We start from the raw sequence: 18,240 nt of genomic DNA on the forward strand, positions 1-18,240 counted from the left end.
AAGTCCCTCTCATTTTTTTCTTCTCTTGTAATCAAGCGCCTCTTTAAACTTCCTGTATCTCTCCTCGAATTCTTCACCGCACAGCTCCAGAAATCTCATGTAAAGAATGTCCACTATCAAAAGCTGAACGATCCGTGTGATCAACCCGCCTTCGGGAAAGACGAGGCGCGAGTAATAGCTTTCGAGGTTGACGTCTGAATAATTGCAGAGCTTTGAGTTCTCCGGAGCGACCGTTATCACGCCAGCTCCGGATTTTCTGGCGAACTCAAGCGCGTCCGCAAGATCGCCGGACATGCCAGTGCCGGAGATGGCCACTACGATTGAGTCGCGATAGAGGTTCGATGCCGAAATGATCTGTTCATAGCCGTTCTCCAGATGGCGGACCCTTTTGCCGCTCTGGAGCATTTTCAGGTACAGATCGTATCCGGCCACAGAGTCGAAGCCGAAAGAGTAGATATCGATGTTTTCGGCCTCTTTGAGAGAGGCGGCAGCAAGAGAAAGCCTATCCTCGCTGAGGTGTGAATAGGCCTCCCTTATAGTTTCCGAAGACAGCTCTTCGTATGACCGGAGGTCTTTAAGCAGAACGGGTGATTTTTCGCGACGGACAAGAATGTTCAACTCCCCGGCGATGACGAGCTTGAGACCGGTGAAACCAGAATACCCGAGTTTTCGGGCGGCTTTGACGATCATGGACTGGGAGACTTTCAGAATCTTAGACAGCTCGTTTATCGTACACTCCAGACACTTCTCGGGGTTGGATATCATGTAGTCGAGTATCCTCTCCTCGGTCGGCGTTAAGAGATGGAGATTTTCATTGTAAGACTGCAACAGATTTCCCATGTCTCAAAAGTCCGGCAGTCCGCCGCTCTTTATTCTTTCGTACCACTGGAATATCCTCTCCCGGATCTCCCCGGGCACGTATTTTATAAATAGAGGATCGTCGCGTGTATAATCGACCATGCCTTCGGAAATGCCCACCCTGGAATTGGAACCGAAAGGCAGAGAACCTTCGAAGGCCTTTATTATCGTTTCATAAACAAGTAGATCTATGTGCTTGAGGAAGCTGGCCAGTATAACGCCCGGTTTCATCGCCAGAGCGTTGGAATCTACGGTAATTACGTACTTGCCCCTGCTGGCGGCCTCCTCGATCGAGCCCATTCCGCTTCCGCCGGCGATCAACAGTATTATGTCGGCCTTGCCTTCGAACTGTCTGGACGCCAACTCCCTTCCCCTGGCGGGGTCCGACCAGCTGCCCACGATGCCGAAGAGCACTACCGCTTCAGGCTCTATACTTTTTACTCCGGCTTCGTACGCCGGTTTCATCGTGTTTATCATCGCCGGATACGTGTCGCCCGCGATCAGCCCCACGATCTTTTCAAGATTGGTTCCTTCGATGCCCGAGGTGGTTATCATACCGGCGAGAACACCGGCCAGAAAGGTCATTTCGTCATCTTTGAAGGCCACGGAATAAACGTTCGGCAATGGTTCGGGAACGATGCCGTCGAGAAGAACGAATTTCTGGTTCGGGAAGGCCCGGGCGACCTTCGCGACACTCGCCGGCATCCCCTCAGTGAAAGTCATAATCAGGTCGTATTTCCCCGTAGCGGCCATGCTAAGCAGGAGCGGCTCCCACTTCGACTGATTGTAACCGCCTTCGACGATTCTTATTTCTATGGCATCGCTAGCCGCTCTCAGCGCTCCCTGTTGAACCAGTTCATATATGGCGTTGCCGCCAATTTCGCCGGTGATCAAAATTCCCACGCCGAAAGGAGCCGCCAGGGACAGAACGCAACCGAGCAACACGATTGCCAGAAGAAAGCCTCTCATACTATCACTCCCGAAAATCAAGATAATACGAGTATATATTGTGAGAAATAATTTCTCAAGTCTGAGAATATTATTCTTGAAACAGAGAATTGTTCTACATATTGGGAATTATATTCCCGTAGGGTTTCCTCATAACGTATCCCACATAATCGCTTATGTTCAGGTCAATCACTTTCACCAGCTCCACGGGCTCTATCAGCCAGTCCAGCGAGTATTCTTCCACCAGCTCGCTGACGGTTTCCTGAATCACCGCCAGTTCTACTCCGGCCATATAAGAGTGGTAAGCGAAAGACCAGACGAAAGGCGTTCTAGGGCTCTTCGCGGAGACATCGTCGAGGTTCTGGAGAGAAAGTTCCGCATACTCGCCCGGAAAATCTCCCGGCTTATCTACAATCCATCCGTCGGGAGTCCATTTGAAGAAACGTGTGAATTCCGAAAGCTCGGTTACTTCGAGCGATTTGACCATATGATCGTCCAGCACACGGAGCTCTTTGGTTCCGTCGCCGTCGATATCCACGATATTTCTCACCTGACCGGGGCTGATCGCGACTGTGAGCGTATAGATGCCCCTTTCGGTTTGAGTGATGTAGAAGGCTCCCATGGGAGTTGCGTAATCGCCCGTGAGAAAGAGGAACACGGCGGTCTCGCTTTCGACCGTCGGCGTGTCGAGGGCTATGATCGGTCTGAGTATAGTCTTTCCCGAAAGTGTATCTATCAATACCCCATCTTTATAGAACTCTATCACATCGGGAAGACCCAAGCCCGGGTCTCCAGGTTCGAAGTGGAATTCCACCCCTCCGGGTAGAGGTCCACCGCCGTATTCGACGTATACCGTTTCGGTGGCCGCGAACGGGCGAACCGGCTCGAGAAGAGACTCAATCCGGGTAGCGACCTGTGTTGTTGCCGGAATGGAAACGGGATTTTCCTTTGTTGTTTCTATAGGCTGCTCCCGCGGGTCATCGACGAAAAAGCCTTCGAGCTTCAACAAATCTTCGAAAGAATCCAATTTCAGTATCTCTCTGGCTATATCTTCGAAATACGCGGTTGCGGTAGCAGAATGGATATCGGCGGGATCGCTGGCCACCAGACCGACAGATAAAAAGACAATTAAAAATAGGGAAAAAAACCCTCTAGAAATCAAATTCATCTCAACCTCACCCGATTATACACATCAATTATATACTCAAAACGGCCGTTTGGAAAAACGGCGAGGCTTGTTGTATAATAAATCGATCTGTCGAAAGGAGGTGGTGCAGAATGAAGGATAATTTTACGATGTTCCTTAACCCCACGGGTTCCGGCACCGCCATCCAGACGGCTCGCATAAGCTGACGTCATCGACAGTCCGATTATTGTGACCACAGGCGTTTCCGGAGCCTGTGGTCTTTGTTTAATGCAGTCTTTTCAAAATCAAAAACAATAATCGGAGGTTATCGATGAAAGGTGAAGTAGTAAACGTTCAAAAGGGAATGTACCATGTGAGGTCCGAAGACGGGGATTTTTTCCGCTGCCTTCTGAGAGGAAATCTCCTCAAGCTTGAAAGGGAAGAAAAGAGCATTCTCGCCGTCGGAGACGAAGTACTTTTTGAAAGACTTCAAAAAGATCAGGGCATAATCACGGCGATAGAGGAAAGGCGCAGCAGTCTCGTCCGAAAGGGTGCCGGCAAGAAGGGAAGGCATCTTGAACAGGTGATCGCCGCCAACATAGATCAGCTTCTTGTCGTAGTTGCCGTCAAGGATCCCCCCTACAAAAAAAGTCTGATAGAGCGATACATAACTTCGGCCAGGAGTTCCGGTCTGGACGTGATAATAGCCTTCAACAAGGCCGATCTTGGATTTTCGGAAAGAACGATCGAAGATTCGAAGGTTTACAGTGAACTCGGGTACACCGTGAAATTCACGAGCGCGCTGACCGGAACGGGTATAGATGAACTCGCAGGCTTGCTGAGGAAAAAATCGACCGTGCTGACCGGCATTTCAGGCGTTGGCAAATCTTCTCTCGTAAACGCACTGCTGAACTGCGACTTGGCAAAGACAGGCGAGGTTAGCCTGTCAACCCACAAAGGAAAGCACACGACTACCTCTTCGAGTGTTTACTATCTACCCGGAGGAGGAAAGTTAATAGACGTGCCAGGGACGAGGGAGTTCGCCGTGAGCGATACTGAAGGACTCGACGAAGCCTTCGACGACATAACCGAACTCTCAAGGGACTGTCGCTTCAATGATTGCACCCACACGGTGGAACCGGGCTGCGCAGTCCTCAAAGCCGTCGAAGAGGGAAGACTCGAGAAAAGAAGACTGAGAAACTATCTGAGGATCAAACAATACGAATAAGGCCCGGATGCCCGGGCCTTTTCTTTGAAATTACGAGAGATACCGTTCACCTCCTCGGGGCTGTATTGACAGTTCATAAGGCAACAAGTATTATTGGTAATACAAGTCATACAAGTCATACAAATCGTACGTGTCGACAACGATGGCAAGTGAAGAGGGGGCTGATGAACCATGAAGGCAAAATCCGAAAGCAAAGGCAAGTACATGGGCACGGTTAAAGTCGGCCAAAAAGGTCAGATTGTGATTCCAAAAGAGGTCAGAGAGATGTTCGAGATCTCCCCGGGAGACACTCTGGTGCTTCTGGCAGACTCAGAGAAGGGAATAGCCATAGAACGCTACAGCGTTTTTGCCGGGATCGCGGACAGAATACTGTCGGGCAGGGCAAAAGAAGTCTATCCAGATAACAGCGAAGAGGACTCGATAAAGTTTGCAAGAGCCATAAAGTCGATCGAAGATGAAGATGATGAGAAATGACGGCTATAGAGACAAAGGGCCTGTCAAAGACATACAAGGCAACGAGAGCGGTTGAAGATCTCAACCTTACGATTGAGAATGGGGAACTGTTCGCCTTACTTGGGGTCAACGGCGCGGGAAAGACTACGACTATCAAAATGCTCTCCTGCATTATAAAACCGAGCAGCGGTGATGCAACTCTAATGGGAAACAGCGTTGTAACCTCGCCGCTCAAGGTGAAGGAAATCATAAACGTATCGCCTCAAGAAACGGCGGTGGCTCCCAATCTGTCCGTGCGTGAGAATCTCGAACTCATGTGCGGGATTTACGGTTACGACTCGAAAACCGCAAGGGAGAAGACCGACAAGACGATCAAGGACTTCTCACTTTCGGAGATCGAGAAGAGCAGAGCGAGGATACTATCCGGAGGCTGGCAGCGCAGGCTTTCCATAGCCATGGCTATAATAACGGAACCGGAAATACTCTTCCTGGACGAACCTACGCTTGGTCTTGACGTGCTTGCGCGCCGTGAACTCTGGCGCATTATAGAAAAGATGAAAGGGAAAATCACGATTGTCCTTACTACACATTACCTTGAGGAAGCGGAGGCCCTGGCCGATAGAATCGCGATCATGTCCCGCGGAAAGCTGGTCGCTATCGGAACGGCCGGAGAGCTGAAAACACTGGCAAACGCCGGTAACTTTGAAGATGCCTTTGTTGCCCTTTGCGGGGGAGAAAAGACTTATGAAAATGAGTAGTTTTGCAATCAGGAATGCGAAGAGTTAATCAGAGACAGACTCAATCTGGCTTTCGGCATAGGTTTTCCCGTGATTATTCTGCTTCTGCTTACCCTGATTCAGTCCAACGTGCCAGTGGAACTCTTCGCCATCAAGAATCTCACTCCCGGCATCGCGGTCTTTGGACTTTCGTTCATATCTTTGTTCTCGGGAATGATCATTGCGAAGGATCGAACGAGTTCTTTCATGTTGAGGCTTTTAACCTCTCCCATGAGAGCTGGAGACTACATACTGGGATATACCCTGCCTTTGATTCCCATGGCGGCGCTGCAAATACTCGTTTGTTTTATCGTAGCCGTGCCGCTGGGATTGGAAATCAATATCAATATGCTTCTGGCGCTGATCGTATTGATGCCGGCGGCGTTGCTGTACATCGCGATAGGCTTGCTTTGTGGTAGCCTGTTCACAGACAAACAGGTCGGCGGGGTTTGCGGAGCGCTGCTTAACAACGGATCTGCATGGCTTTCCGGCGCATGGTTCGATGTTGAGCTGGTCGGAGGAGCTTTCAAGGCAATCGCAAAAGCTCTTCCTTTTTTACACGCGGTCAATGCCGGTCGATACGCTTTGAACGGGGAATACGGCAGAATAATGCCGGAACTGTACTGGGTGATTGGTTACACAGTGGCTCTCACTGTACTGGCGATCATCGCTTTCACGAAAAAAATGAACAGCGACAATCCGTGAAGAGCGAAAGAGCGGTTCTTTGTTCCGACGCTTCGCGTCCAGGTTCCTGGTTCAAGACAGAGGAAAGATCGGAGATGCCGGATCAGGTCCGGCATGATGGAAAGGAGGAAAGACCGCGAAAATGGGGACTGACGGGCTCCTGACGTCTGTCCCCGTTTTTCGCGAAGACCGGGATCCACTCCTTAGAAAACCGTGATTCTGAGTCAAGCTCAGAATGACGGGAAGGGAGTAAGACTGTCATCCCGTGTTGTCACCGTACTGTCATCCCGTAGTGCTCTTATACGGGATCTCGCTCTTGCTCTTTCGAGGGAGCGGAGATGCCGGATCGGGGTCCGGCATGACGGGAAGGGAGGAAAGGACGGGTTTTCTCTCCTCTCTCTCTTCCTCTCGAGTCTTTTACCAAGAACCTGGACGCGCAGCGTCGGAACGAGGAACTTGGGCGCAACGCGCCGGAACCGTTCTTTCCAAGGACGGGTCCACGCTCCTGGACGAAGGACCAAGTACGGCTCTTCCCGTTTTCTCCTCTCTCTTCCTCTCTCCTCCTCTCGAATCTTTAACCAGGAACGTGAAGTGTGGAGAGTGGAGAGAAAAAACGTCGATATTTCGCTCCGTTCATGAGAAGGGGAGAGCGAAAGTGAAGACTGACGATTCTCCTGACGTCTGTTGAATTCTTCCATTCGAGATTGCAGGCTGGAAGAAAGCTGTAATAATGGATGCCTCATCGCATATGGTAAGAGTCCTCGATCCGCTTCCGGTAGTTTAGAGACTGATGGATACTTCTCCATCAGAAGGGGTCATTTTTAAGATAAAGGATCGATTGCTGCAGGAAAATAATGTGAAAGTCGTGATCGAAAACGGGAAGGCAGAGATAAGAGAAGCAGATGAGAGTTTTGAGATAGAGATCTCGGATCTCACCACTCTCCTTACCGGAAGGCTTTCGCCAATGAGACTGTGGAGGCTCGGAAAGCTGCGGGCCGGCTCCTGGAAGAACGTTCCGTGGGGAATTTCCGAACCGCCCGGGAAAGTTCGAATTCTGGAATCCATATTTCCCGGATTGATTATGCACAACGCTATCTGACCGGTTGGCCACCTTTTTCTATCAAGCCGACTCGACACTAAATCGGATATATGAAGAGCTACCAGCCGATATCCTTCGACATTTATGAACGATGAGGCCCATCAATTTTGTAAACCATGGCAAAACGTATCTGTCACACTTTTGAGTGGACAAAAACTGTCTGCTTTATGCTACAATCAGACAATTATTGTTGGTTTTATTCACTCTTCATCTGCGAGGCGACCAAGTTGAGTTCGAAATCCTCTTCATCAAAGACGTTTTTCGTGCAAGGCATGCATTGTCAGAACTGCCAGTTCTTTGTCGAAAGTAAACTGGAGGAAGTTGAAGGAATAAAAGGGCCAGAGCCTCCCTGAAAGATTCCTCGGTCGAGATTGAATTCCTGGGAAAGGTTTTTACGGTCAAAAGTATCAACAAGATCTTGAGCGGAACGGGCTACAGTGTCGCTGAGGCGAAGCCGGAAAAGTCTACTGGAAAAGCAGTAAAGGTACTCGTTGCCGCTTCTATGGCCATTGTCGTCTTTTTCACCGTGGAGAAATTCGCAATAGGCGGCTTGATAAACGTCGATTCAAATTCGTCGCTGGTAGGCTTCTTCCTTTTCGGGCTGGTCGCAGGGATATCGAGCTGCGCTGCTCTTGTGGGAGGGCTGATCTTTTCTGTTTCCAAACAGTGGTATTCGCTTTATAGTAATGAGGATTCCTTTCTTCAAAAGCTGCGGCCTCATCTGATTTTTCATGCCGGACGGCTGGTCTTTTATAGCCTTTTCGGATTCTTGCTGGGCTGGCTTGGCCAGAGTCTGAAAATCTCTCTGACCTTTTCTTCGATCCTTGTGATAGCAGTCTCGATCGTTATGTTTTTAATTGCACTGCAAATGCTGGGAATCCACACGGTGAGTTTATCGATACCTCCCTTTTTACGTAAAGCGCTTACAGTAGATAAATCCAGACGTGGACGAATGATGCCCTTCATACTGGGCGCTACAACCTTTTTCCTTCCCTGTGGCTTCACGATAACGGCTCAGGCTCTGGCGCTACTATCGGGCTCTCCCTTCCATAGCTCGTTGATAATGCTCTTTTTCGCGCTTGGCACCTTTTTCCCGCTCATCGCCATCGGTGCTTCATCAATCAAGTTCTTCGCCATGAAGACCTTCTCGGAAGTCTTCACGAAAATAGCGGCGGTTCTGATAATATTTTTCGTCATCTACAACGTGAACAGCCAGCTAAACGTTCTGGGACTGCCAAGCCTGAACGATCTGACCATCGGAACCGGCAAGCAGGTTTCATTTATTCCCGATGATTCGCCGACCGTACCGGCAACGGCCGGTGACAGAGAAGAGATAGTTATGGATGAAGCCGGTCGGAAGGAAACGGGAGAGAACATAGACATCGAAGAAAAATTTGAAATTCAGGAAGTTGCAGAAGAACAGCCTTTAGATATCGTCCAGAGTGGACAGGAGATACAGGTTATAAGGACTGTAGCCAACGCGAGAGGTTATACGCCCGATTACTACCAGGTGAAAGCCGGCGTTCCCGTCAGGTGGGAGATCGAAGATGTCGGCACCAGCGGTTGCACCAACGCTATCATCTCACGTAACCTCTTTCCCCAACGTGTAGAGCTCACCAGGGGCAACACTAGCGTTGTAGAATTCACCCCGCAGCTTCCCGGCCAGTATAAATTCAGCTGCTGGATGGGCCACTACACAGGGATAATAGAAGTCGTGAACTGACCACGTCCCACACAAAAGGTTGCAAAGAGATGACTTTCCAGGCGATAGCAGCCAGACCCGTGGTATCATTTACGCAGTATTTCAATCAGTCTGGAGGTCAAGAGGTATGAAGAGCATAGAAGCGTTCGATTATTTTCTTCCAACAAGAATAATCTTCGGCTGTGGAACTATCGGCAGGGCAGGACAGTATTCCAGGAGACTGGGCAGGAAAGCGCTCATAGTTACTGGAAGGCACAGCACGAAGAAGACTGGTCTGCTGGATAAAGTGATAGGACTGTTGAAAGAGGAAGGGATCTCCTCGGTAGTGTTTGACGAGATAGTACCCAACCCTCTCTCTACCAGTATCGACAGAGGGGCTTCAATAGCCGTCAAGGAGAACTGCGATTTCATCATAGGATTGGGCGGCGGTAGTCCGATCGATTCCTCCAAGTTGATTGCCCTCGTGGCGAAGGACGGAGGAAAGTGCTGGGATTACACCGGTGTCGGTGGAGGCAGAAAGCCGAAAGCGGCCTTGCCCGTAATAGCGATCCCCACGACCCACGGAACGGGGACCGAGGCCGACCCCTTTGCGGTAGTCACCAACCCGGAGACCAACGAGAAGATCGGCGTGGGTTTCGACGAGATCTTTCCGGCCGTTTCGATAGTCGATCCAGAACTGATGCTGTCGCTTCCTCCCGAACAGACGGCAGCGACGGGTATGGATGCCTTCTACCATTCAATAGAATCTTATATCAATTTGAATCATCAACCGACCTCCGATCTTCTGGCTCTGGAATCGATGTCGCTTATAAACTATTATCTGCCTCTAGCATATGAAAACCCGAACGACCTGGACGCAAGAGTAGCCCTCGCGTGGGCGAGCACTGCGGCCGGCATATGCGAAACGCTTTCGGGTTGTGTGGCCAATCACTCGCTGGAACACCCCATTAGCGGCCACTACAATGTAACGCACGGCGCCGGGCTCTGCGCGACCGGCCCCTCGCTGCTCGAATACATCCGTCCATATATCGCGGAGAGACTGGCAGAAGTCGCGAGGGTGATGGGAGCTCCCGAGAGTGTCATCGGCGTGGAAGAGCTTTCAAAGATGGCCGTAGTCTTGCTCCGGAGACTTCAGAAGAATGTCGGTCTCGATATTTCCCTCGGCGAACTGGGAGTGGAGAGCTCCATGCTTTCAATCCTGGCTGAAGACGCCATGAGAACGATGGGAGGGCTTGTAAGCGTAACTCCAGGAAACCTGAAAACCGAGGATCTGAGGAACATCTACCAGATGTCGATGTAACTTTTCAGTCGAGGATATGAGGGAGATACTTGGAGATAACAAACTCAGCAGACGGAAACTGTGCAGGACGTCTTTTTTCATAAATGCGAAAGTTTGAAAACCTGGAAGTGTATTTCGAGCGTGATTTCGGAAATATGTACCATGTTATAATGTTTTTGTCAGTTGCAGAAATCAATCCCATCTGACAATCAGGGGGTTTCTTATGAGTCACGAAAGATCAAGTCTTGACCGGACGGAGCGTGACTTACGCCCTTCTGCGGAGGTCGAAAGGAACCTGAACCCTATTCTCGACATCGATATCGACGGAAAAATAACCTACCAGAACGCTGCGGCTACATCATTTTTGAATTCGAGTGGATTGAAAAATCCGGGTATATTTCTGCCAGAGGAGCTTCCGCCGGGTTTTTGGAAGTCGGAAGAACCTTCTTCCTTCAATTATGAAAAGACCATAGGAGAAAAGATCTTCTTTATATCTCTGAACCCTCTTCCCGGAGCCAGTATAGCCAGAATCTACGCCTTCGATATTACTCAAAAAAAGGCCCTGGAAAGACAGCAGCTCGAGACCAAGGAACTCCTTGCGAAGGTTACCGGAAGCGTGACGGACATGCTTTATGCTCTCGATAAAGAGCTGAGATACATATACTGGAACAGCGCCTGCAAAGTTATGATCGGACTCAAGTCCATAGATGTTATAGGAAAGCAAGTGGCGGATATCTTCCCCGAAGATGAAACCACTGAAAAAGCTATGGCCTCCTACCGAAGAGTACTCCAGAATGGGAAACCGGAATCTTCGCTCTTCGAATACAGAGGCAGAGGAAAGACCTCGATACTAGAGATAAACATCTATCCGCTAGGCGAAGGGGTATCGGTCTTCGCCAGGGATATCACCGAACAGAAGAACGCCGAGAGAAAATTCGAGATCGAAAGAAAAAAACTCCGTCAGATACTGGACTATATACCTGAAGGCATCTATATGGTTAGCGAGAACTACGACATCGAGTACGTGAATCCTGTTCTCATAGAAAAATACGGCCCAATAGAGGGTAAGAAGTGCTATGAATTCTTTCAAGAATTCGACGCTCCATGCCCATGGCGCAAAAACGATCAAATTCATTCCGGCCAACCGATCCGCTGGGAACGCAGGTCCGAAAGAAGCGGCCGCATTTACGACCTGATCGACATACCGGTTTTCAACGACGACGGAAGCATATCGAAGTTGCAGGTCGTCCACGATATCACCGACATGCGTGCCTACCAGGAAAAAGTAGAGCAACTGAACGTCGAGCTCGAGGCAAGGGTTGCCGAAAGGACAGCGCAATTGGAGGCGGTCAACAAAGAACTCGAGGCTTTTTGCCTACTCGGTTTCCCATGACTTGCGAGCACCTTTGCGGGCAGTGGATGGGTATTCTAGAATAATCGAGGAAGATTACGCGAACGTGCTCGACGGTGAAGGGTTGAGGCTACTGGATGTAATAAAGCGCAATATAAAGAAGATGGACCAGTTGATTCTAGAGCTATTGGCCCTGTCCAGGTTGAACAGGGCCGAACTTGTGAAGTCGAAGATAGACATGGTCGCGATGGTAAATTCGATATTCAATGAAGTGGCTACTGTCCAAATTCGCGAGAAAGTTAGATTCACGCTGCAGAACCTTCCGGAGGTCTATGGAGACAGCGTCATGATGAAACAGGTATGGATAAATCTGCTTTCAAACGCCTTGAAGTTCTCAGCTCCCAGGGAGGTTATAACCATAGAAGTCGGTGGCTATTCTGAGAATGGAATCAACACATACTACGTGAAGGACAACGGTGTAGGGTTCAACCAGAAATACGAGAACAAAGTCTTCGAAGTCTTTCAGAGGCTTCACAGCTCCAAGGAGTTTGAAGGAACTGGTGTTGGCCTTTCGACAGTTCAGAGGATAATTCACAGGCATGGAGGTACCGTAAGGGCCGAAAGCGAAGAGGGTCAAGGAGCGACTTTCTATTTCTCCATCCCCGAGAGGTGGAAGCGATGAACGATAGCGTAGTCGAGATACTTCTGGTGGAAGACAACCCCGAGGATATCGAACTCACACTGAGAGCCCTCAAAAAGAACAAACTGGCAAACAATATAGTGGTCGCCGAAGACGGAGAGGAGGCGCTCGATTTCATATTTGCCCGGGGCAAGTATAGAGATCGTAGCGTCATTTGCTCTCCCAAGGTGATCTTACTGGACTTGAAACTTCCGAAAGTCAGCGGTATAGAAGTCCTCAGGGAAATCAAGAAAGATCCGAGGACAAGCATGATACCGGTCGTTATTCTTACCTCTTCCACCCAGGAGGAAGATATCGAAGAATCTTACAAACTCGGGGCGAACAGTTATATCGTGAAGCCTGTTAATTTTGAGAACTTCATTCAGTCATTGAGACAGATGAACGATTACTGGCTGGTGCTTAACAGGCTTCCATCGAGGTGAGTTTGAAGATGATTAAAAAAGGCAAGATAAAAATCCTTTTCGCAGAAGATCTATCGACGGACGTCGATCTGGCCAAATGGGAGATCGCCAGAGTGTTTCCAGAAATTGAAGTCGCCGTAGTAGACACGGAACGTGATTTCATTGAAAAACTGAGGGGGTTCTCACCCGACCTCGTTATCTCGGACTACCTTATGCCAGGCTTTGACGGAATGAGGGTGATCGAGCTGGTACTCAAAAACGCCCCAGAGCTTCCGGTTATCATCTTGACAGGTTCAATGAACGAAGATACCGCTGCCGAATGCATGAAGGCCGGAGCGATCGATTATGTGATAAAAGAGCACATGGCAAGACTGCCATACGCGGTCGTTGAGGCGTTGGAGAAAAAAGAGATCAAAATTGCCAAAGAGAAAGCCGAAAAGGCTTTGATCGAGAGCGAGAGGAAGTTCAGGCTGCTGGCCGAAAAGGCTAACGATTTAATTTACAGGTATGAGCTCTATCCAGAAGAAGGATTCAGCTATGTCAGTCCTGCATCGGTACGCATCACAGGCTATTCACCAGATAATTTCTACAAAGATCCCGATCTGATAACCAGAATCGTTCATCCCGAAGATAGAGAAAGGCTCTTGAATCTTACGAATTCTAGCGCTACCTCCCAACAGAGTGAAACATTGACTATGAGGTGGGTGAGGAAGGATGGAAAGATCGTCTGGATCGAGCAACAGAATGTCCGCATCTTCGACGACAACGGGAGGCTGACCGCTTTCGAAGGCATAGCCCGTGATGTCACCGAAAGACATGAGGCAGCCGAAAGGATCAGAGAGGCCTTTTACTCCATAATAACCGTGGTTTCCGATATACTAACGGCGAGAGATCCTTACATCGAATACCATCATCGCAATGTGAGCAGGCTATCCTCCAAGATAGCCGAGAAAATCGGCCTGAACGGCACCAGCATTGAGGCCGTTAAAGTCGCCGGACTACTACACGATATAGGAAAGATAGCCATACCTGCCGAAATCCTCTCCAAACCGGGCAAGTTGAACGACAAAGAGTTCAGCCTGATTCAGCAGCACAGCACAATTGGTTACAACATACTAAGAAACACTCGCCTTCCCTGGCCAGTCGCGGAAATAATTCACCAACATCACGAAAGACTCGACGGCTCCGGCTATCCCGGTAAGCTCAAGGGAAATGAAATATGCGTCGAGGCCAGAATTATCGCCGTTGCGGACGTAGTTGAAGCGATGACCTCTCACAGACCGTACAGGCCGGCCTACAAAATGGAGACGGCATTAGAAGAGATTCGTGACAAATCCGGTACAGCCTTCGATTCTAGGATCGTAGAGGTCTGCATCGAATTGATAGAAGGTGGCTTCGACTTTAAACAGGACGCATCGAAGAACTAGCCATCGCTCTGGCTTTCCACCCGAAACGAGAATCCGGGTACGGGCTTTCCGTACCCGGATTCTTTAAAGAAAACGGCGAGGTTCGTTGATTCTTCTTTCAGACAAGATCGCGTGGTCCGAAGAAAGCCAGTACCAGATGCTGGATACCTGATGCCATAAGTGCGATGCCGATTATTATAGGTATGGAGATTCCCACTATCCAGGGGTGCAGGGCTATTATGATACCGCCTACCAGCAGTAAAAGGTTGAGGACGATGCTGAGAAAATAAATACCCTTTCCGGCGGGTTTTATGCGATCGATGTTGATCAGGTTGTTGACAGCATCGACTATGAACCAGACGGCAACCATTATTGCGAAGACAACCGCGGCGAAGGCCGGTCTGAAAAGAAAGATTATGCCGAGGATCGTGAGCAAGATGCCGACTATGAGAAAAAACCACACCTTGATGGTCGTTCTGTCGTTAACCCTGAAAAAGGCTATTATCAGCATGAGACCACGGACAACTGCGACGATGCCGAGCATGATAGCCAGAGTCAGGAAAGTGGCGACCGGGTTCATAAACGCAAAAACACTACCCACGATCAAAACGATTCCGACCAGTAGCGAGATCCAGTTGAAACTCTTTTTTTCTGCCATAGAAACCACCCCTTTTGGTGCCACGTTTTTTGACCGGAAAATCTTTCAGTTCACCTGGTTCAGTAAATCGACATTGCTCTTAAATAGGATGATTATATATATTTAGGCCCTTTCAAGTCAAGTTTTTGAAGGGCGATTCATTTGCCGAAGTTAAAGCAATCATCGGCAAGGATCGCGATAGTCATCAGAGACCTTTACGAGAGCATCGAAATGGGAGAGTTCCAAAAGTGGATGATGTCCATACGGGTCATGACTAAGGGCGTAGCGGTGGCCACATGTATATCTCTTGATGAGGTGAAATAGAAACTCGACCGGATAGATGCTACCGGCTTTGCAGTGCGCCACTCTTTAGAAAAGATGCGACGCTTTCTACGGCCTCTCTTATCTGAACGCTTCGCTTGAGGCTCCACCAGCCAACGCTCGCAACACCGCAAACCGTGGCGCCTTTCGATTCGCAAAGCCTCTTCATGCTCTCCAGAGTTTTGTTTCTACCCATACCCGCCGGAAAGACGCCAGTTGCAATGCAGGCCGCTTTTTTCCCTTCCAAAGAGGGGATACGATTCAAATAGTCCTTGATCTGTTGGGCTGGTTCACCGCCGTGTACGGGCGAACAGAAGATGACGGCCTCGAACTCGTCGATTTTGAAATCTTCACCCTCCAGCCTCTTCAAAGAAGTTCTGTGTCCCAGAGATGAGAGCTTCTCGGCTAATTTTGATGCCACCGACAGTGTATGCCCCATCTGCGAGTAAACGACGATGCCTATATTCACGACCCATCACCTCCCGTGTCGTATACTGATGCGTTGCCATTTTCCTTTACTTATGCGTTTTTGATTCCGCGAAAAGTTCGGCAGCATGATACGAACTCCTTACAAGTGGCCCGGACGACACGAATGAAAAGCCCTTTTCGAGGGCCTTTTCCCTGTAAAATTCGAACTTTTCCGGCCTCACGTACTCCACAACGGGTAGATGTTCAAGAGATGGACGCAAATACTGCCCAATCGTGAGCAAGCAGCAACCGGCCTCAAGAAGATCGTCCATCACCCCGAGCACTTCTTCATCCTTCTCTCCCAGTCCAACCATGATTCCGGATTTGGTGATTAGCGTACTGTCCATCTCTTTCGCGCTCTTCAAAAGCTTTATCGAACGCCCATAATCGGCCTGAGGACGAACGGAATCGTATAGGGACGGTACGGTTTCGAGGTTGTGGTTCAACAAGTCCGGGTGTTCTTCCACTATTTCTGCAAGCGCTTTCCAGTCTCCACGTAGGTCGGGTATCAGAACCTCCACCGTTGTACCCGGGCACTCCCTTTTGAGAGTTCGAATCACTTCTTTGAACTGATGTGCGCCGCCGTCCGGAAGATCGTCCCTGGTTACCGAAGTCACAACGATATGCTTCAAACCCATCAAATTGGCAGCTTTTGCGATATTCTCAGGCTCACGTTTATCGGGCAAAGCGGGAATCCCCTTCTTCACCGCACAGAAACGGCAGTTTCTGGTACACGTATCGCCCAGTATCATGAAAGTGGCAGTTTTCGAGGTGAAGCATTCCCCGATATTCGGACATCTTGCCCCCTCGCATACCGAATGCAGATTCAACCCGCGAAGCGTAAGCTTCACTTCTCTCAAGTCTTTTCTGTCAAGCGCGATCATATCTTTAAGCCAGTCGGGTTTTCTCTCACGCATTTGCATCACCATCCAGCCATCCTCTGGAGACCTTTATGAACTTTGTATCGAAGACCAGTGAGAACTTCTCCTCCATTTTATCCACCACTTCGGAAAAACACACAGGTGAGATCAAATCGTTTAGCGAGGAGACGGACAATCCCTTCAAACCACAGGGATTGATGAGTTCGAAGTGACTTTTATTCACTTCTATGTTGAAAGCCAGTCCGTGCGTGGTTATCCACCTTTTGACGGCGATGCCGACGGCCGCGATCTTTCTTTCGCCTACCCACACTCCCCTGTATTTGGGTTTCCTCAACGCTTCGATGCCATAATCCGACAGAACCTGAATCACGACCTCTTCGAGAGAAGAAACGTACCAGGGAAGATCCTTTCTCCACTTTCCCAGGTTGAATACCGGATAAGCCACAAGCTGCCCCGGTCCATGATATGTGATGTTCCCTCCCCTGTCGGCACGGTGTAACTCTATGCCCAGCCGCGTGAGCTCATCGCTATCGACGAGAAGGTTTTCCACACCTCCGGACCTGCCGGTAGTGAAAACCGGTCTGTGTTCAAGCATGATTATCACACCATCTACTTCAGATGATTCAACTCTTTCCAGGGCTCTTTTTTGTAGAGACAGCCCCTCGCCGTAACCGGTTAAACCCTCGATTCTAATTTCCATGCAATTTCGATGCATAAGACCTCCACCTTTTGAAATTGTAGCACCGTTCGGGGTTATTGTTTCAAAGCGCTTCGGATATCGTGAATTCCAGAGATTTCTTCGATTGCTTGAAACTGCGAGAAATATTGTAATATCAGATAGTAAAACGATGACCTTTGTCTCCTCAAAACAAATATTATCGACTCTGAACACTCTTGAGAGGAGATCCTTTTCATGGACGAATATGTTTTCATATTTACGTGTAATGTTTAAAGCTAGAAACCGATCGCAAATTGAACAGTTCTGTACACTCTTTACATAAAAATAGATGAAAACTCCAACCAGTCGCAACCTGCGATCGTCAGGACTTGCGATTGCAGCACAGGTTTTAGGTTTTACTTGCAGTCTAAAAGGAGGTATCGATGTCAAGTAGAGGGAAATTCAAACTGAAGGACGATTACGTTTACAAAATGCCGGTCCATTTCGGTGGAGATCCTTTCTACCCGGTGAGAACCATTTACCGAGACATGACGGGTATCAGTATTCAATTCGAAACGGATCAAGAAGCCTTGCTGGAAATCATCCCGCATGATTTCGAGCTTCTGGAACCAGTGGTCAACGTTCAGTATTCGAATTGTCGCGATGTAGATTGGATGGCTGGCGGCGAGTACAGATTGATACAGGTCGGTTCACCTGTGAGATATATGGGCAATTCCGAGGGCCTGGAAGGCCAATATGTCTTTGTAATCTGGGAAAACAAAACCTGTCCGATAATCGGTGGACGGGAAGAGGATGGAATGCCCAAGGTCTTCGCAGATATCTGCTGTGAGCGGCACCTAGAAGATCATTGGTTCACGGCCGCCAGTTACGAAAGCTACACCTTTTTGAAGCTCGATTTCGTTAAGACCGGCGAACTCGATGATGAAGCTGTAAAAGAGGCAAACAAGAACCCAAAGATCAATTTCTTCGGCTGGCGTTACATACCCAATCTCGGCAAAGCCGGGGCGAGTCTGAGCCATGTCACTTTATACCCGCAAGAGGCCTACTTTAGCAAAATATGGACTGGTAATGGCTATTTGGAGTGGACAAAGCTGAATTACGAGAAACATCCCCTTCAATTCAGAATAATTTCCGCTCTGGCCGAATTGCCTGTCGTCAGATACACCGAAGCGAAAATGTCCAAAAACTCTGCCAGATTGAACGTTGGCGATTCTAGAATTCTACCCTGAAAGGAGGGAGATTG

Annotated in this window: 21 protein-coding genes; 14 read left to right on the forward strand and 7 right to left on the reverse strand. The window is 49.1% G+C overall.

All coding sequences use genetic code 11. The features are described from left to right. Window positions 1-9: 9 nt before the first annotated feature. From MESINF_RS11635 to MESINF_RS11645, 3 genes are all read right to left on the reverse strand, one after another. On the reverse strand, window positions 10-840 hold the full coding sequence (locus tag MESINF_RS11635; protein ID WP_169700028.1) for a MurR/RpiR family transcriptional regulator: 831 nt from the start codon (window positions 838-840) through the stop codon (window positions 10-12). Between the two features lie 3 nt (window positions 841-843). Beyond that, window positions 844-1,827 (reverse strand): BMP family ABC transporter substrate-binding protein, encoded by a 984-nt coding sequence (locus MESINF_RS11640; RefSeq protein WP_169700030.1) that lies wholly within the window; start codon window positions 1,825-1,827, stop codon window positions 844-846. Between the two features lie 94 nt (window positions 1,828-1,921). Then, window positions 1,922-2,974 (reverse strand): hypothetical protein, encoded by a 1,053-nt coding sequence (locus MESINF_RS11645; RefSeq protein ID WP_169700033.1) that lies wholly within the window; start codon window positions 2,972-2,974, stop codon window positions 1,922-1,924. A gap of 289 nt (window positions 2,975-3,263) precedes the next feature. Between MESINF_RS11645 and rsgA the strand changes: the two genes are divergently transcribed. The 12 genes from rsgA (at window position 3,264) to MESINF_RS11705 (ending at window position 14,032) form a co-directional block, all read left to right on the forward strand. After that, window positions 3,264-4,160: a ribosome small subunit-dependent GTPase A gene (gene rsgA, locus MESINF_RS11650; RefSeq protein WP_169700036.1), complete on the forward strand. Its 897-nt coding sequence runs from the start codon at window positions 3,264-3,266 to the stop codon at window positions 4,158-4,160. A 171-nt stretch (window positions 4,161-4,331) separates the two neighbouring features. Then, window positions 4,332-4,634 (forward strand): AbrB/MazE/SpoVT family DNA-binding domain-containing protein, encoded by a 303-nt coding sequence (locus MESINF_RS11655; protein ID WP_169700038.1) that lies wholly within the window; start codon window positions 4,332-4,334, stop codon window positions 4,632-4,634. Continuing rightward, window positions 4,631-5,371 (forward strand): ABC transporter ATP-binding protein, encoded by a 741-nt coding sequence (locus tag MESINF_RS11660; RefSeq protein ID WP_169700040.1) that lies wholly within the window; start codon window positions 4,631-4,633, stop codon window positions 5,369-5,371. The genes MESINF_RS11655 and MESINF_RS11660 overlap by 4 nt, the downstream gene beginning before the upstream one ends. Window positions 5,372-5,440: 69 nt before the next feature. Continuing rightward, entirely contained in the window at window positions 5,441-6,094 is a 654-nt protein-coding gene (locus tag MESINF_RS11665; RefSeq protein ID WP_231936753.1) for an ABC transporter permease, read from the forward strand. A gap of 835 nt (window positions 6,095-6,929) precedes the next feature. Then, on the forward strand, window positions 6,930-7,172 hold the full coding sequence (locus MESINF_RS11670; RefSeq protein ID WP_231936754.1) for a sterol carrier protein domain-containing protein: 243 nt from the start codon (window positions 6,930-6,932) through the stop codon (window positions 7,170-7,172). Window positions 7,173-7,444: 272 nt separating this feature from the next. After that, the gene (locus tag MESINF_RS13805) at window positions 7,445-7,525 is read left to right on the forward strand and encodes a hypothetical protein (protein ID WP_408631281.1); all 81 of its coding nucleotides are present in this window, start codon (window positions 7,445-7,447) and stop codon (window positions 7,523-7,525) included. A 65-nt stretch (window positions 7,526-7,590) separates the two neighbouring features. Beyond that, window positions 7,591-8,895 carry a sulfite exporter TauE/SafE family protein gene (locus tag MESINF_RS11680; protein WP_169700045.1) on the forward strand — a complete coding sequence of 435 codons (1,305 nt, stop codon included), beginning with the start codon at window positions 7,591-7,593 and terminating at the stop codon, window positions 8,893-8,895. Between the two features lie 106 nt (window positions 8,896-9,001). Beyond that, entirely contained in the window at window positions 9,002-10,174 is a 1,173-nt protein-coding gene (locus tag MESINF_RS11685) for an iron-containing alcohol dehydrogenase (protein ID WP_169700047.1), read from the forward strand. 202 nt (window positions 10,175-10,376) lie between these two features. After that, complete coding sequence (locus tag MESINF_RS11690; protein ID WP_169700049.1) at window positions 10,377-11,546, forward strand: PAS domain-containing protein; 1,170 nt, start codon at window positions 10,377-10,379, stop codon at window positions 11,544-11,546. Between the two features lie 22 nt (window positions 11,547-11,568). Next, the gene (locus MESINF_RS11695; RefSeq protein ID WP_231936755.1) at window positions 11,569-12,186 is read left to right on the forward strand and encodes a sensor histidine kinase; all 618 of its coding nucleotides are present in this window, start codon (window positions 11,569-11,571) and stop codon (window positions 12,184-12,186) included. After that, complete coding sequence (locus tag MESINF_RS11700; protein ID WP_169700053.1) at window positions 12,183-12,626, forward strand: response regulator; 444 nt, start codon at window positions 12,183-12,185, stop codon at window positions 12,624-12,626. Before MESINF_RS11695 ends, MESINF_RS11700 begins: the two co-directional genes overlap by 4 nt. 8 nt (window positions 12,627-12,634) lie before the next feature. Then, window positions 12,635-14,032 (forward strand): HD domain-containing phosphohydrolase, encoded by a 1,398-nt coding sequence (locus tag MESINF_RS11705; RefSeq protein WP_169701066.1) that lies wholly within the window; start codon window positions 12,635-12,637, stop codon window positions 14,030-14,032. Window positions 14,033-14,129: 97 nt separating this feature from the next. Here the strand turns inward: MESINF_RS11705 and MESINF_RS11710 are convergent, their stop codons facing one another. Further along, window positions 14,130-14,669, reverse strand: coding sequence for an HdeD family acid-resistance protein (locus MESINF_RS11710; protein ID WP_169700055.1), 540 nt, complete (start codon window positions 14,667-14,669; stop codon window positions 14,130-14,132). Between the two features lie 141 nt (window positions 14,670-14,810). On the opposite strand from MESINF_RS11710, the gene MESINF_RS11715 reads away from it, so the two are divergent. Beyond that, window positions 14,811-14,972: a catalase gene (locus MESINF_RS11715; RefSeq protein ID WP_169700057.1), complete on the forward strand. Its 162-nt coding sequence runs from the start codon at window positions 14,811-14,813 to the stop codon at window positions 14,970-14,972. Window positions 14,973-14,991: 19 nt separating this feature from the next. On the opposite strand, the gene MESINF_RS11720 is transcribed toward MESINF_RS11715, so the two are convergent. The 3 genes from MESINF_RS11720 to lipB are packed head-to-tail and all read right to left on the reverse strand — an operon-like array spanning window position 14,992 to window position 17,033. Beyond that, window positions 14,992-15,438 carry a flavodoxin family protein gene (locus tag MESINF_RS11720; protein WP_169700059.1) on the reverse strand — a complete coding sequence of 149 codons (447 nt, stop codon included), beginning with the start codon at window positions 15,436-15,438 and terminating at the stop codon, window positions 14,992-14,994. Between the two features lie 46 nt (window positions 15,439-15,484). Next, window positions 15,485-16,354: a lipoyl synthase gene (gene lipA / locus MESINF_RS11725; RefSeq protein ID WP_169700061.1), complete on the reverse strand. Its 870-nt coding sequence runs from the start codon at window positions 16,352-16,354 to the stop codon at window positions 15,485-15,487. Continuing rightward, the gene (lipB, locus tag MESINF_RS11730; RefSeq protein WP_197712675.1) at window positions 16,347-17,033 is read right to left on the reverse strand and encodes a lipoyl(octanoyl) transferase LipB; all 687 of its coding nucleotides are present in this window, start codon (window positions 17,031-17,033) and stop codon (window positions 16,347-16,349) included. The genes lipA and lipB overlap by 8 nt, the downstream gene beginning before the upstream one ends. A 386-nt stretch (window positions 17,034-17,419) precedes the next feature. On the opposite strand from lipB, the gene MESINF_RS11735 reads away from it, so the two are divergent. Continuing rightward, window positions 17,420-18,226: an acetoacetate decarboxylase family protein gene (locus MESINF_RS11735; RefSeq protein WP_169700063.1), complete on the forward strand. Its 807-nt coding sequence runs from the start codon at window positions 17,420-17,422 to the stop codon at window positions 18,224-18,226. Window positions 18,227-18,240: the final 14 nt, after the last annotated feature.

Source organism: Mesotoga infera (assembly GCF_900157305.1).
GTDB lineage: Bacteria > Thermotogota > Thermotogae > Petrotogales > Kosmotogaceae > Mesotoga > Mesotoga infera.

Coding starts and splice junctions, on each gene's coding strand:
- MESINF_RS11690 (WP_169700049.1), top strand. CDS start 10,377: ATGAGTCACGAAAGATCAAGTCTTGACCGGACGGAGCGTGACTTACGC.
- MESINF_RS11655 (WP_169700038.1), top strand. CDS start 4,332: ATGAAGGCAAAATCCGAAAGCAAAGGCAAGTACATGGGCACGGTTAAA.
- rsgA (WP_169700036.1), top strand. CDS start 3,264: ATGAAAGGTGAAGTAGTAAACGTTCAAAAGGGAATGTACCATGTGAGG.
- MESINF_RS11685 (WP_169700047.1), top strand. CDS start 9,002: ATGAAGAGCATAGAAGCGTTCGATTATTTTCTTCCAACAAGAATAATC.
- MESINF_RS11645 (WP_169700033.1), bottom strand. CDS start 2,974: ATGAATTTGATTTCTAGAGGGTTTTTTTCCCTATTTTTAATTGTCTTT.
- MESINF_RS11660 (WP_169700040.1), top strand. CDS start 4,631: ATGACGGCTATAGAGACAAAGGGCCTGTCAAAGACATACAAGGCAACG.
- MESINF_RS11705 (WP_169701066.1), top strand. CDS start 12,635: ATGATTAAAAAAGGCAAGATAAAAATCCTTTTCGCAGAAGATCTATCG.
- MESINF_RS11735 (WP_169700063.1), top strand. CDS start 17,420: ATGTCAAGTAGAGGGAAATTCAAACTGAAGGACGATTACGTTTACAAA.
- lipA (WP_169700061.1), bottom strand. CDS start 16,354: ATGCGTGAGAGAAAACCCGACTGGCTTAAAGATATGATCGCGCTTGAC.
- MESINF_RS13805 (WP_408631281.1), top strand. CDS start 7,445: ATGCATTGTCAGAACTGCCAGTTCTTTGTCGAAAGTAAACTGGAGGAA.
- MESINF_RS11635 (WP_169700028.1), bottom strand. CDS start 840: ATGGGAAATCTGTTGCAGTCTTACAATGAAAATCTCCATCTCTTAACG.
- MESINF_RS11640 (WP_169700030.1), bottom strand. CDS start 1,827: ATGAGAGGCTTTCTTCTGGCAATCGTGTTGCTCGGTTGCGTTCTGTCC.
- lipB (WP_197712675.1), bottom strand. CDS start 17,033: ATGCATCGAAATTGCATGGAAATTAGAATCGAGGGTTTAACCGGTTAC.
- MESINF_RS11700 (WP_169700053.1), top strand. CDS start 12,183: ATGAACGATAGCGTAGTCGAGATACTTCTGGTGGAAGACAACCCCGAG.
- MESINF_RS11710 (WP_169700055.1), bottom strand. CDS start 14,669: ATGGCAGAAAAAAAGAGTTTCAACTGGATCTCGCTACTGGTCGGAATC.